Annotated in this window: 11 protein-coding genes and 1 pseudogene; 6 read left to right on the top strand and 6 right to left on the bottom strand. The window is 57.1% G+C overall.

Features of this window, described 5'->3' with window-relative positions:
• The first annotated feature begins 29 nt into the window (after positions 1-29).
• The 4 genes from QMC91_RS02335 to QMC91_RS02325 all read left to right on the top strand — a co-directional run bounded on the left by QMC91_RS02335 (position 30) and on the right by QMC91_RS02325 (position 5,126).
• The gene (locus QMC91_RS02335; RefSeq protein WP_300234768.1) at positions 30-3,443 is read left to right on the top strand and encodes a PAS domain S-box protein; all 3,414 of its coding nucleotides are present in this window, start codon (positions 30-32) and stop codon (positions 3,441-3,443) included.
• A gap of 216 nt (positions 3,444-3,659) precedes the next feature.
• Entirely contained in the window at positions 3,660-4,409 is a 750-nt protein-coding gene (locus QMC91_RS02330) for an aminotransferase class V-fold PLP-dependent enzyme (RefSeq protein WP_366944357.1), read from the top strand.
• A 5-nt stretch (positions 4,410-4,414) separates the two neighbouring features.
• Positions 4,415-4,780, top strand: a complete 366-nt coding sequence (locus tag QMC91_RS09960; RefSeq protein ID WP_366944361.1) for an aminotransferase class V-fold PLP-dependent enzyme — start codon at positions 4,415-4,417, stop codon at positions 4,778-4,780.
• Positions 4,752-5,126, top strand: a complete 375-nt coding sequence (locus QMC91_RS02325; RefSeq protein ID WP_300234766.1) for a hypothetical protein — start codon at positions 4,752-4,754, stop codon at positions 5,124-5,126. The genes QMC91_RS09960 and QMC91_RS02325 overlap by 29 nt, the downstream gene beginning before the upstream one ends.
• A gap of 91 nt (positions 5,127-5,217) precedes the next feature.
• On the opposite strand, the gene QMC91_RS02320 is transcribed toward QMC91_RS02325, so the two are convergent.
• Complete coding sequence (locus QMC91_RS02320; RefSeq protein WP_300234764.1) at positions 5,218-6,408, bottom strand: Xaa-Pro peptidase family protein; 1,191 nt, start codon at positions 6,406-6,408, stop codon at positions 5,218-5,220.
• Between the two features lie 118 nt (positions 6,409-6,526).
• Here QMC91_RS02320 and QMC91_RS02315 point away from each other — a divergent pair, with 118 nt between their 5' ends.
• Positions 6,527-7,276, top strand: a complete 750-nt coding sequence (locus tag QMC91_RS02315; RefSeq protein WP_300234761.1) for a class I SAM-dependent methyltransferase — start codon at positions 6,527-6,529, stop codon at positions 7,274-7,276.
• Between the two features lie 167 nt (positions 7,277-7,443).
• On the opposite strand, the gene QMC91_RS02310 is transcribed toward QMC91_RS02315, so the two are convergent.
• The 3 genes and pseudogenes from QMC91_RS02310 to QMC91_RS02300 form a co-directional block, all read right to left on the bottom strand.
• The gene (locus tag QMC91_RS02310) at positions 7,444-7,620 is read right to left on the bottom strand and encodes a hypothetical protein (RefSeq protein WP_300234760.1); all 177 of its coding nucleotides are present in this window, start codon (positions 7,618-7,620) and stop codon (positions 7,444-7,446) included.
• Positions 7,621-7,850: 230 nt separating this feature from the next.
• Positions 7,851-8,288: a HAMP domain-containing sensor histidine kinase gene (locus QMC91_RS02305; protein WP_300235183.1), complete on the bottom strand. Its 438-nt coding sequence runs from the start codon at positions 8,286-8,288 to the stop codon at positions 7,851-7,853.
• 252 nt (positions 8,289-8,540) lie between these two features.
• Positions 8,541-9,296: pseudogene (locus tag QMC91_RS02300) on the bottom strand (PAS domain S-box protein); the annotation flags it as partial.
• On the opposite strand from QMC91_RS02300, the gene QMC91_RS09955 reads away from it, so the two are divergent.
• Positions 9,177-9,548, top strand: a complete 372-nt coding sequence (locus QMC91_RS09955) for a hypothetical protein (RefSeq protein WP_366944356.1) — start codon at positions 9,177-9,179, stop codon at positions 9,546-9,548. The pseudogene QMC91_RS02300 and the gene QMC91_RS09955 overlap by 120 nt on opposite strands.
• A 441-nt stretch (positions 9,549-9,989) precedes the next feature.
• Here QMC91_RS09955 and carB read toward each other — a convergent pair whose 3' ends face one another.
• Together carB and carA are read right to left on the bottom strand one after the other, a co-directional pair.
• Positions 9,990-13,160, bottom strand: coding sequence for a carbamoyl-phosphate synthase large subunit (carB, locus tag QMC91_RS02295; protein WP_300234759.1), 3,171 nt, complete (start codon positions 13,158-13,160; stop codon positions 9,990-9,992).
• Complete coding sequence (gene carA / locus QMC91_RS02290) at positions 13,160-14,215, bottom strand: glutamine-hydrolyzing carbamoyl-phosphate synthase small subunit (protein ID WP_300234756.1); 1,056 nt, start codon at positions 14,213-14,215, stop codon at positions 13,160-13,162. The genes carB and carA overlap by 1 nt, the downstream gene beginning before the upstream one ends.
• Between the last annotated feature and the right edge of the window lie 23 nt (positions 14,216-14,238).

Genomic DNA, 14,238 nt, shown 5'->3' with positions numbered 1-14,238 from the left:
AGTGCCTCCTTTTGTACGGGTTTAGCTCCATGTCACCATCCCCCCTGGTGCGCGTCCTCTACGTTGATGACGAGGTTGCACTGCTTGAGCTCGCTCGCATCTTCCTTGAGCAGAGAGGCGGGATGGTTGTCGATACCACTCCAGACCCGCGTGAAGCACTCCGCATGATCATGAGCGATCGCTACGATGTGATAGTCTCGGACTACCAGATGCCGGAGATGGACGGTATCACGCTCCTCAAGCGGGTTCGTGAGGCCAGGTCGCAGGTTCCCTTCATAATCTTCACCGGTAGGGGACGTGAGGAGGTGGTGATCGAGGCACTCAACAGCGGTGCTGACTTCTATCTGCAGAAAGGCGGCGACCCGAAGTCGCAGTTTGCCGAACTCGCAAATGCAATAAGACAACTTGCTGGCAGACAGAGGGCTGAGGCTGCAGTCCGCAAAACCGAGGAGATGCTGCACAAGGCCGAACGGCTTGCACATCTTGGGAGCTGGGAGTTCGATCACAGGACAGGAGATCTGGTCTGGTCGGATGAGACCTACCGCATCTTTGGGCGCGACCCCAAAGAGGGCGTGCCGACCTATGAGGAGTTCCTATCGATCGTCCACCCGGACGATCGCGCCAGGGTCGATGCAACCTACTCCGCCTCGATCACAGATGGGAACGGGGGCTATGAAATCGAGCACCGGTTCTTTCGGGCCGATACCGGCGAGGTTCGCCACGTTGTTGAGCGATGTGAACATCTCCTGGATGAGTCCGGGCGGGTCATCCGCTCAGTCGGGATGGTTCATGACGTAACTGAGGCAAAAGAGGTAGAGGAACGTCTCAGGGAGAGCGAGGAGCGCGTACGGGCGAAACTGGAGAGCATCCTCTCCCCGGAAGGTGATATCGGTAATCTGGAACTTGCCGATATTATCGATATCCCGATGATTCTATCGCTTCTCAATGATTTCCACGCTCTCACCGGGATCTCGGTCTCCATAATCGATACCCATGGCCGGGTGCTGATCAATGCAGGGTGGCAGGAGATCTGCACGAAGTTTCACCGGGTTCATCCCGGGACGCTTCGAAACTGTATTGAGAGCGACACGCAACTCTCCATAGGGATTGCTGCCGGGGAAGCGAAGATCTACCGCTGCCGGAACAACTTGTGGCAAGTTGCGTCTCCCATCATCGTGGGTGGCAAACACCTTGGCAACGTCTTCATGGCGCAGTTTTTCCTCGATGACGAAGAACCGGATTACGAGGTCTTCCGGACGCAGGCAAGGCACTATGGATTTGATGAAGAGGCCTACATCGCTGCGCTTGATGCCGTTCCACGGTTGAGCAGAAAGACTGTGGATAGCGCCATCTCGTTCCTCCGTGAGGCTGCCATCTTTATATCACGGTTGAGTTACGCCAACATCACCCTGGCCAGGTCACTTACAGAACGCGATGCCCTGATAAGAGAGCGCGAGGAGACCGCAAACCGGTTGAAACGATCTCAGGAGATCGCTCACGTGGGCAGCTGGGTGTTCGATCACACCACAGGCCAGTTGACCTGGTCGGAGGAGACCGCCCGGATCTTTGGTTCCGCCTGTGGGGAATCTTCAGCAGGATACCAGGATTACATTGATTACATTCACCCCGACGATCGCGCTGCGGTCATCTCGGTGCATTCCAGATCACTCAGGGATGGTAGTGACGGCTACGAGATTGAGCACCGGATCATTCAAGATGGTAGCGGGGAGGTCAGGTACGTCATTGAGCGGGGCGAGCATCAGCGGGATGAGTCCGGGCGGGTCATCCGTACCATCGGGATGTTGCACGATATCACAGAACGTAAACTTGCCGAACTCGAGGTGATGCGGCGTCACGAGGAACTGCAGGCGGCTTATGAACAACTCACGGCCATCGAGGAGGAACTCCGGTCAAGTTTTGAGGATCTTCGTGAGAGGGAGCAGCAACTACGGGAGAGTGAGCGCAGGCTTGCCGACATCATCGAGTTCCTTCCTGATGCGGCCTTTGTCATCGACGTAGAGGGTCGTGTTATCACCTGGAACCGTGCTATGGAGAAGCTTACCGGTGTTCCAAAAGCGGAGATGCTTGGCAGGGGCGATTACGCTTATGCGGTTCCGTTCTACGGTGAGGCACGCCCCATACTTATCGATTATATTCTCGAACCCGATAAAGCCCTTGAGAACCACTACGACATCCTGGGGAGGGAAGGAGATGTCTTTGAGAGCGAGACGTCGCTGGCCCATCCTGCCGGCAGGGAAGCTGTCCTCAGGCTGAGGGCATCACCCCTCTACAACCTGGAAGGCAGGCGTGTAGGTGCTATAGAGACGATCCGGGAGGTAACCGAGCAGAAACGGGTCGAGAAGGCGTTACGGGAGACTGCTGAGAAGATGGCAGGGATCTTCCGTGTTGCTCCAATAGGTATAGTCATGACGGTGAACGAAATATTCACGGAGGTAAACGACCGCCTCTGCGAGATCCTCGGTTACTCCCGTGATGAACTCATCGGTCAGCACGTCCGGTTGCTCTTCCCGGATGAAGAGGAGTATGAGACCGCCATGCAGAAGGCGTTCACCGGGATCAATAAGAGCGGGAGGTTTACGCTTGAGACGCGGTCACAACGTGGTGGCAGAAACGATGACCCTGTCTTTCTTCAGGTCTCGGGCACTCCCCTCGATCCCGGGGATATATCCCGTGGGATGGCACTAACCGTTCAGGATATAACCGAGAGCAAGTGGATGGAGCAGGAGATCGAGTATCATGCCCGTGAACTTGCCCACCAGAGGAACAGCCTGGCCACCGCGAACAGGAAACTCACCCTCATGAACAGCATCACCCGGCACGATATCTTAAACCAGCTGACAGTCCTTCTTGGAAACCTATCGTTTGCCCAGATGGCCGGTCCCGGCGAGGATATCTCCAACTACCTTGACCGTGTACAGTACGCCGCCGACCTGATACGCCGCCAGATAGAGTTTACGCGGGACTACACAGACCTCGGTGTCCGGGCACCCGAATGGCAGCGGGTCTCAGATGCTATCCGGTCGGCGACCTTGCATGGGTTGCCGGTCGAAGATGAGACAGGAGACCTGATGATCTATGCGGACCCGATGCTTGCAACGGTCTTTTCCAACCTGATGGACAACTCCATCCGTCACGGGGAGTCGGCGACACACGTCCGTGTATGGTCATACCCGGAGGAGAACGGAGACCTGGTCCTGGTCTGGGAAGATGACGGCATCGGTATTCCGCTGGATGAAAAGGAACGGATATTTGAGCGGAATTTCGGGAAGAACACCGGGTTAGGGCTTTTCCTGATCCGTGAGATCCTCGGGATCACCGGGATCACCGGGATCACCATCACCGAGACGGGGGAACCCGGAAAAGGAGCGCGGTTTGAGATGCGAGTTCCACACGGGATGCACCGGCACGCGGAGTCCGACTAGATCAGGTGATCGGGAAACGTTCCGGCCGTCACCCCTCCCCTCCTGCGGTTTTGAGAATTGGTTGTTCTGGGGGTTGCACGTATTCCCCAATCGACCGGATTGCCGCTGCAGGTGCCCGAAGCGATCTCTTTTTGGTCGTGGCCGACAGAACCGCTGAAAAACGAGTTGCATGACTGAACGTCCACCGATCATCTACGTGAACAACGCCGCCACGACATGGCCAAAACCGCAGGGAGTGCTCGAGGCCGTCAGCCAGTCCCTTGCCGGCCGGTCTTCGGGTCAGGGAGGAACACGGGGAACCAGGGCGAAGATTATGTCACACTGGCACGCGAGGCAGTCTCGACTCTCCTGGCTGCAGAGCCGCCGGAGCATGTGGTCTTTACCATGAACGCAACAGACTCCCTGAATATCCTCATCCTGGGATTTCTCGCCGGAAAGGGGTCAGGATTTCATGTCCTTACAACCGAACTCGACCACAACTCCGTTCTGCGACCGCTGCACGAACTCGAACGGCAGCACCGCATTCGGTTGGCGGTTCTTCCCTTCGAGAACGGATCGGTCAACCCGGATCTGGTCGAGGCGACCATCACCCCGGATACGCGGCTCATGGTCACAACCCACGGTAGCAACGTCCTCGGTTCGGTGCAGGATATAAGCCGTATCGGGGAACTCCTGCATGACCACGAGGTCTATTTTATCGTGGATGGTGCACAGACCGCCGGCCACGTAGCCGTTGATCTGAAGGCGCTGCCGGTCGATGCCTTCGTCTTCACCGGGCATAAGGGTCTATTCGGGATCGCGGGTAGCGGCGGTTTTTTCCTGCGTGACCCCGACTCGATCGCTCCTGTCCGCTATGGGGGGACAGGGACGGCCTCTTTCTCGCTCTTTCAGCCCGCGAGATGCCGGAGCGGTTCTAGGCCGGTACACACAACTACCCCGGGCTTGCGGGGCTTGCAGCCGGCGTAAACTACATCGCCTCCGTCGGGGTGAAGACCATAGCAGAGAAAGCAGAGCGAGAGACTGCATATCTTATCCATGAACTGAAGAAGGAACCGGAGATCGAGATCTACAACGATTCGCCCGAACTTCCCATAATCTCGTTCAACATCCGAGGACTCGATAACGACGATGTGGGGTTCATCCTTGCCCGTGCATACGGGATCGTGGCACGTACCGGGCTCCACTGCGCACCCCTTGTTCATCGGGCGATCGACGGCGGCTCAGGTTCAGTCAGGCTCAGCCTCTCCTGGTTTACCACGGATGAGGAGTGCCAGAACACCGCAGAGGCGGTCAGGGAGATTGCACAGAATGCGGATTCTTCGTTCGGTTCGGCATAAATCCTGTGCCGACGGCTCGCTCATGAAGGAGTTTCTCCTCAGCGCCCCCTTAACGGAGGGTTTCTTCTCCTATCTTGCACACTTTGGCGAGGTTGAAGCGCTCCCAAATCAGGGTGAGGGGTTCTACAAATTCGAGAAGCCCGACTGGTTCTCCATCAGGGGTCTTGCCGGGGATACAACCGTTGAGGTCCGGTTCAGGAGGGAGGTCATGCACCTGACTGTTGATTTCCTCTATCTCCTATTTACCTCCTACCGTGAGGAGGGAGCGATAGACATCGCTCTGCTAAAGCAGAGAGAGCAGGCGGTCGCGAAACGGGTGAAAGAAGATCTTTACGGGCCAGATTGAGGCACACCGGATTTCAGGCCGATCACCTCTGGCCACCATCCGCCATGGCTGAACGGGATGTGATGGTGATCGATTCTGCCACTCTGTATCTTCAGACCGGGATCAAACCGCGGTTCCTCCCGGTGATGGACGTGCCACCTCCGCGGGTAACAACAAAGGTGTTCTCGATCCCGACCATCCCGACCCCCTCAATCCCTTTCTTGGGTTCAAGAGCGATCACCATGCCCTCTTCCAGCGGTTCATCGAAACCGCTGGAAATCACCGGCATCTCGTCCACCTCAAGACCGACGCCGTGACCCAGGAACTGCACCCGCCGCTCCCCAAAACCCATAAAGTTCTCCAGGAATTCTGGCTCCAGGTTGTCGAGTATTGTCGTGTAGACCTCTGCCGGCGTTACACCCGGCCGGAGCAGCGACGCCGCCTCGTCCTGGATCTCGACGCAACGCCAGTGCACTTCCATCGCCTCCGGCGGAAGCGCATGCCCGAACATATAAGTCATCGTCTTGTCGGAGTGGTAGCCCTGCACGCCGCAACCACAGTCAAGAAAGACCAGATCACCGGGTGCAAGCCTGCGGTCATGGCTGCCGAGCACAGGTGCGCCGGGAGCCACCCCGCGACACCCACCAGGGCCATCGAACGCAGTTGGGTAGAGCGAACTCTCGCCAAACCCGATCTGCCCGAGCACCATCTCCACCCCGAACATCCCGAACCTGGTTATGCCGTGGTGCCCCTCCCTGACCATGAGAGCAAAGATCTCGCCCCCGAGTTCAGCCTCGCTCATCCCTTCCTGGAGCATTGCCGGGGCACAATCCTCGAGCACGTGCCGATGGATCCTTCCCGCCCGCTCCATGATCGCGATCTCGTAAGGGCTCTTCCTCGCCCGGACGTTTGCCGACTGCGCATCGAGCGAACGCACCTCCCTGAAGGGGAAGTGTTTGCGGAAGCGTTCGAGCAGTGCGACGGTTACCTTCTCAGAATCGAGATAAACCGTCGCCGGACACTCGCCCATGCCGGCAGCAGCGTCGCGGAAACTCTTCATCGGCCGGATTTCGGGGAACTCTGACTCATCAAGCGCCCGTTCAAGACTCCTGCGTACCCAGAGCACCGGTTCGTCCTGGCGGGGGATCAGGAGAACCCCGTCCTGCATCGTTCCGGTGAAGTAGAACTGGTTCGTCCGTCCGAAAACCGCAGCAAACTCCCATGAGGGGTTATCGGCGTCCATACGGTCCCGAAAACGCCCCATTCTCTCCCGGAGTTCCGGGGCAGGGGTCCTTTGCTCCATGTTCATAAGTTGGTGCCGCCGGTATTAAGATCTGGTGGGATGTAGTCCACAATGAGGGTCCCGGAAGTGGTTCTAGCTGCAGCAGTGGTTTTATCGCTTTGAACGACAGATTGCTCGCGTGGAAATTCCTTTCGTCTTTACGATGCACGAGGGTCTGCCACGGCAGGGGCCGGGTAGCAACAAGTGCACCAGGAAAGCCTTCTCATTCCTCTCAGACTTACCCGCCAGACCCGAGATCCTGGATATCGGCTGCGGTGCCGGGATGCAGACGATCGAGGTGGCCCGGGTCTGTCCTGGTTGTCGTATCACGGCCGTCGACATTCATCAACCTTACCTCGCCCAGTTCATCCACGAGGCAAGATCTGCCGGCGTGGATGATCGAATCAACACCGTCCAGGCCTCGATGAATGACCTTCCGTTTCCTGACAGAACGTTTGACGTCCTCTGGGCGGAAGGCTCGATCTTCGTCATTGGGTTTGAGGAGGGGCTGAACTCCTGGAGGAGGCTTTTACGCCAGGGAGGATACCTCTGCCTCACCGAATCTGTCTGGTTCACCGAAAACCCATCACCGGAGGCTTTGTCGTTCTGGAACGAGTGCTATCCGGCGATAGGACCGGTCACGAAGAACTCTGCGATCGCAGAAGATACTGGATACCGGGTCGTTGCAAACTTCCCTCTCCCGGATTCTGCCTGGTGGGACGGCTACTATGCCCACGTCCTCAGGCGTATAGACGACCTGCGGCCAGAGGTCGCCGGCAATCCCGGGGCGATGGCACAGATTGAGTTTGCCCTCCGTGAGATTGCGATCTTTCGGGAGCACGCTGGCGAATACGGGTATGAGTTCTTCATCCTCCAAAAGGAGGACTGAGACCTCCTGCCCGGACAAACCTTCCAGCATCGGGAGATAAAAACCCCCGTCGCGAGTTTAAGTATGCCCGGGAGTCGGGGGTGTCTCAGGGATGCCGTATCAATCGCGGCCTCCTGCCAGAGCAGGTCAGGCTTACACAAGCAACCTGGTTTAGCCTCCTCCAGATCTCACCATTCAGCCACCTTCTGAGTCTTCATCTTCGGGTTAACGCCATCTGTAATGGTCACCCCCACCTCCCGGCGCGTTCCGCGCCTCCTGCCGCCCCCTACGAAGGGGGCGGGCAGTTTGTGGCGATAGACCCGGATGGCCTTGCAAGGGGAGAGTCTCACCGTAACGCTGGACATACCCTCCCGGAAACGGTACCCATGGAAAATCGCTCTCTTGGGGAGAGGCGGAACACCCCCTGCCCCTGTATCATCATGTCACACAGACACCCTCTCCCCTGGATGCAGAGCAACCCTCCGCCTACCCTGCTCACCTGTTTTCGGGAGCGCAGCGCAGGGCTGTAACGCTGTCCGGGTTTTTGTCATCCAATATCTTAACTCTGACGGTGGTTCACGCTCGCTTATCGTTATCAGTTCGGAATAGTCTGAACCGGGTTTTTGCCCTCGATCCATCTCCAGGCCTGCGGGGGGATAAGAATCTCAAACCGTGCCCCCATGCCCGCAACCCCGGTTTCGCAGATCCCAATATCCGTCACCGCGAGGACGTCCCGCACAAAAGCCAGCCCGAAACCGCTGTTCTTGCCGTATCCATACTCGAAGATCTTCGCCTTCTCCTCGTCCCTGACCCCGACACCATCATCCTCAAAGACCAGAAGAAGATTCACGTTGTCCAGTTCGGAGGTGGTTATCTGAATCCGGCTAACCTTTCCGCCGTGACGGATTGCGTTATCGAGGAGGTTGTAGATGACTTTTGGCAAAAGCTTATCCGCGTAAATCTCCACCGGTGCAACCAGGTTGCCTATCTCAACCCCCGGATGCTGGATCTCGCCGGCGATCTGTGTGTTCATTGGCCCGATAGACTGCCAGGCAGCCCCATATGTGCCGATCATCCTGTATTCACGGAAGAATTGAAGATGCTGTTTTATCGTCCCCACGGTCTCGATCGAGCGCTCGAGAACTTCAGGACTCTCACGATCTCTGTACTCTTCCTGGAGCAGGTCCAGGTACCAAGAAAGAGCAGTGACCGCGTTGGCAATGTCGTGGGTGGTCACCCCGGCAAGAAGGGATAACTTTTGCTTGCTCAACTGAAGTGCCGTCTCGGCCGCTTTCCGATCGGTTACGTCACGCAGTATCAGGACGAACCCTGCGGGTTTCATTTCCGGGCCTCTGACAATCACGCCATTGATACTGGCGATCCTGCCATTCCTGTTCTCCGGCACCACCTCAAGATCCGAGAACCTCCCTTTTTCGGCAGCGGCCATGATCGAGGAGTATGCGTTTCCCGGGATAAACTTCCGGAACGGTTGGCCATGGAGGTCTATTTTGGAGACACCCAGAATCTCCGCAGCCGATGCATTTTCGAGAGAGATTGTGCCGTCCATATCAGTCAGGATCAGTCCATCAGGCATTGTACTGATGATGTCCATGACCGCTGCCTCTGGGGTCAGGGTAAACAACTCGTATCTCTGGATGGCGTATGTAATGAGAGCGGAAAATATGAAAATCCCGATAAAAACAAGATTGACGGTATGGATCCCGATAAACGGAAGAGCCACCCCGGAGAGACCATTAAAACCGACGATGGCCATTATACCAGCAAAGATCAGCAGGTTCTGGCGTCTCTCTCTTTCCCGGCGTGCCCGACGCCAGGACGAGAAACCGGCGTATAACGCCCAGAGCATCGCCAGAGTAGCATAGGTTATCACGACCAGGTAGACCGGGGTTGTGAGGTTTGGTTGGTATATGTATCCCGTTCCTGGCTGAAACGAGACCTGATAGATCAGGTCTGTGGTAAAGCCGATCAGCGCGATAATAACTGCGGGCAGGTAGAGTCCAACAAGGATTGTGCCGTACCGCTTCTCCCGGACGGCGGGCTGTTCGGTGAGGGCAAGAACAAAATGGACCGCGACCGCGAGAAAAACGCTCCAGAACTAACTGGCCCTCAGCCAGAACAAAAAACCCTCATAGTCGGTCGAATTCCAGATAAGAAACTCTCCAGCACCCCAGCAGGTCGCAAGAAGCGCTGCCGCAAGGAAGAGGCGGTTAACGGTCGAGGATGGGTTCTGCGAGAAGATGTAAATGCCAAGGCCATAGGTAATAAAACCTGAGAGCACACAAAAGGCGACCAGCGCCAGAGAGAGTACTGCAAGAATTTCTGGCATTAAACCTCACGGAACTACACTACACTGCCAGCACCAATCCCCTCTCTCAACGGCGTCTGTTAGCTATCAAGTCTGTTAGCTATCAATATGGCTGCCACCATATTTAGCACTCAAAATTATAACATTTTCGATCCGGCAACCCATCTCTTCAACCTGGATCGCGAAGATACCCTGTGGCCGGTGAATCCCCGAAGGAGGGGGGATCCTGGAATGGGTTAAACCAGACCTACCGGCGAGGGTCATCCAGTTCCACACCCTCTTCACGCTGCAAGATAAAGTTCACATGTAAATACCATGCAGCGCCGGGTTATGGAGATCCAATCACTGGTTGAGATGCCCCATAACTCCGAGCAAAACCCATCCTAAAAGATGTTTGAGCCTTCCCGGTTATACCTCTCCATGATAGTGCGCCAGCGGCTCGAGAGTGATCTCCTCGTGCTTGATGACCTCGATCGCCATCGCGGCCGCCCTGGCCGCCTGGAGCGTCGTGATGTAGGGGATACCGTAATCCACAGCAGCCCTCATGATCTGTATGTGGTCCTGGCGGGAGGCCTTGTCTGCAGGGGTGTTGATGATCAGCCGGATGCTCCCTGAGCGCATCGCGTCAATGACGTTTGGCGACCCCTCCTGGACTTTCCGCACAAGGTTTGCCTCGATGCCGTTCTGGGCCAGGAATTCAACCGTCCCGCTCGTCCCGTAAAGGGTGAGGCCGAGGTCCCTGAGTTTTCGTGCGATCGGGAGGAGTTCCTCCTTCTGCTCGTCGGTCACCGATATGAAGACGTTCCCCTCCGTCGGCAGGGTGTTATCCGCGGCGGTAGATGCCTTGTAGTAGGCGCGGCCGAAATCATAATCGATTCCCATCACCTCACCTGTACTCTTCATCTCCGGGCCGAGCACGGTATCGACGCCGGGAAGCTTGTTGAATGGGAGGAGCACCTCCTTCACCGCAACATGCCGGATCTCGCGTTCAGCAACACCCATATCGGCAAGTTTCCTCCCGACCATCACCTTCGCCGCGATCTTTGCAAGGGGGATCCCTGTTGCCTTTGCAACGAACGGCACCGTCCGGCTTGCCCGGGGGTTTGCCTCCAGGACGTAGACCACATCGTTCTGGACGGCATACTGGATGTTTATCAGTCCCACAACCCCGAGACCCAGGGCGATCTCTCTTGTGTATTCACGCACCCGTGCGATCACCGAGGCTGAGAGCGACTGCGGCGGAATGACACAGGCCGAATCACCAGAATGGACACCGGCCCACTCGATATGCTCCATTATACCGCCGATCAGAACATCCGTCCCGTCACAGACAGCATCCACGTCGATCTCGACAGCGCCCTGGAGGAACGAGTCGATCAGCACGGGGTGTTTACGACTCACCCGCACAGCCTCTTTGATATAACTCGCGAGTTCAGCATCGTCGTGGACGAGCTCCATCGCCCGCCCCCCAAGGACGTAGGACGGTCTGACCAGCACCGGGTAGCCGATCCTCCGGGCAATCTCAAGCGCCTCCTCCTCAGAGTAGGCGGAACTGTTCGCGGGGCTGGGGATCCCGAGCCGCTTCAGGAGATGGCTGAACCGGTCACGATCCTCTGCCACGTCCATGGCGTCGGGTGATGTCCCCAGGATCTCTGTTCCAAGACCAAGGCGTTTGATCTCCGCCTCAAGCGGCACTGCCAGGTTCACAGAGTTCTGGCCGCCAAACTGGACCATGACACCGTAATAGTCATCTTTCTTGAGAATGTTCATGACGTCCTCAAGGTGCATCGGCTCGAAGAAGAGCCTGTCAGAGGTGTCAGCATCGGTTGAGACCGTCTCGGGGTTGTTGTTGATGATATGAACCTCGATTCCCTCTTCCTCACGCAGTGCCATCACCGCGTGGACGGTACAGTAGTCAAACTCGATCCCCTGTCCGATCCTGATCGGCCCCGAACCGAGGATCAGCACCTTCTTTGTGTCGTTCCGGGTCAGTTCGCACCCGTCCTCCCGGGTGGAGTAGAAGTATGGCGTGGTCGCCGGGAACTCGGCGGCACAGGTATCGACCATCTTGTAGGTCAGCATTCCAGAGAGTCTCTCAACCTCAGCGGCGGTCAACCCGGTCAGTTCCTGGATCTCCTCGACTATGAAACCATAACGCCTGGCGACCCTGACGTCTTCCGGTGCAAAGTTAGTCTTTAACTTCCGTTCGAGGTCTACAATGTTCCTGACCTTCTCCAGGAAGAACGGTGTTATGGAGGTGAGTTTTGCGACCTCCTCAACGGCAAATCCCTCGCGGAAGGCATCGAAGAGACACCCGAAACGCTCGTCCGTAGGAGATGTAAGGATCATCCGGATCTCGTTTGGGTTTGTGTGCCGCTGCATATCATTATCGAGCGACCGGAGCGCCTTCTTGAATGCCTCCTCTACCGTTCGCCCGATCGCCATCACCTCCCCGGTGCTCTTCATCGCGGTGGTGAGCGTTCTGTCTGCTGACCGGAACTTATCAAACGGCCACCGGGGCACCTTCACCACGACGTAGTCTATTGCCGGTTCAAATGACGCCGGCGTGACACCGGTCACTGTGTTCATGATCTCATCCAGTCGCAGCCCTATCGCGATCTTTGCCGCAACACGGGCGATCGGGTAACCGGTCGCCTTGGAGGCAAGCGCGGATGAGCGCGAGACCCGCGGGTTCACCTCGATGATCCGATAATCGCCATCTCGGTAGGCAAACTGGATGTTGCATCCGCCCTGGATGCCGAGCGCCCGGATGATCTTTATCGCGGCAGTCCGGAGTGTCTGGAACTCGTCATCCCGGAGGGTGAGGATTGGCGCAACGACGACGCTCTCACCGGTATGTATGCCCATCGGGTCGACGTTCTCCATGCCACAGATGATGATACACGTATCTGAGGCGTCGCGCATAACCTCAAACTCGATCTCCTTCCAGCCCGCGACACTCTCCTCCACAAGGACCTGATGAATCCGGGAACGGGCAAGACCGATCTCGCAGATTCGCCGCATCTCCTCGGGCGTGTGTGCCACACCACCGCCTGATCCGCCAAGGGTGTAGGCGGGCCTGATGATCGCAGGGAGGCCCACATCCCGTATGGCATCCTCGATCTGGTTCATGTTCTCCAGGATCGTGCTCCGGGGGACGGGTTCCCCGATCATGTTCATCAGATTGCGAAACTGTTCCCGGTCCTCGCCACGGTAGATCGCCTCAAGCGGTGTTCCAAGGATCTCAACGCCCTCGAGTGCTCCCATCTCCGCAAGTTCCGCCGTCATATTGAGCCCGGTCTGACCGCCCATGCCGCTCAGAATACCGTCAGGCTTCTCCTTCTCGATGATCTTCGCGATGATCTCGGCCTTCAGGGGTTCGATGTAGATCGTGTCCGCCATATCGGGGTCGGTCTGGATCGTCGCGGGGTTTGAGTTGACCAGGACAACCTTGACCCCCTCTTCCCGGAGGGCACGGCAGGCCTGTGATCCAGAGAAATCAAACTCGGCTGCCTGCCCTATCTGGATTGGGCCGGAACCGATAAGTAGGACTTTTTTAATGTGAGGCATCTTCGGCATTATGGAATCTCCCTGTATATGCGGTCAAAGAAGTGCATCTCCGTGTCCCTGGGTCCGCCGTGCGCTTCAGGGTGGAACTGGACGCAGGTGATGTTGAGATCGCGATTCTCGAACCCCTCGACTGTGCCGTCGTTCACGTTCCGGTAGGATACGGTGCAGCCCTCCGGCAGGCTCTCCTCGTCCACAGCAAACCCGTGGTTCTGCGTGGTGATGTAGATCTTACCGTCGCTGTAGCGGACAGGCTGGTTTGTCCCACGGTGGCCAAACTTCATCTTGTAGGTCTCTGCGCCGAGTCCAAGTGCTGCAACCTGAATGCCCATGCAGATCCCGATTATGGGCACATCCCCGGCCAGTTCGCTGACACAACGGATGGCGTCTGTTGCCCTTCTCGGGTCGCCGGGACCGTTACTGATGAAGAGAGCGTCGGGCTCTGCAAGCATAACCTCGTCAGGTGTTGCGTTGTGCGGGAAGACATGGATCTCAGCGCCACGGTAACTCAGACTCTCAATGATGTGGCGTTTCACCCCGAGATCTATGAGAGCGAGCCGTTTTCCGGGGCCGGTGATGGTGTAGGGCCCGGTACAGGAGACCTGTCCGATAAGATCGGTCCCGGTGATCGGGGGAACCGACCTGGCAAGCCTGACCGCTTCGTCCCCGTCCTCACAACCGACGATGAGAGATGCCCTGAGTGTGCCGTGGGTCCGTGTCTTTATCGTCAGGCTGCGGGTATCAACACCAGATATCCCCAAAAGAGCGTTTTCTTCAAAGTATTCCGCAACCGAGGGTCTCGTAGTTGGCACGCGCGCGATCTCGCGCACGACACATCCAGATGCATGAACCCTGGAACTCTCAAAATTCTGCAGATCTACACCGTAATTCCCGATAAGGGGGTAGGTGAACATCAGGATCTGTCCGGCATAACTGGGATCAGTCAATGCCTCCATGTAACCGGTCATCTGCGTCGTGAAGACGAGTTCACCGGAGCATGTCCCTTCAACACCAAAACCATCCCCTACAACAAATGTTCCGTCTTCAAGACCCAGAACCGCCTTCATGAATTACCATACCATGTGGATCG

It is taken from the genome of Methanoculleus sp. (assembly GCF_030019085.1).
Taxonomy (GTDB): domain Archaea; phylum Halobacteriota; class Methanomicrobia; order Methanomicrobiales; family Methanoculleaceae; genus Methanoculleus.
The sequence above is the reverse complement of the archived record's forward strand: the minus strand, read 5'-3'. Positions and strand labels throughout refer to the sequence as shown.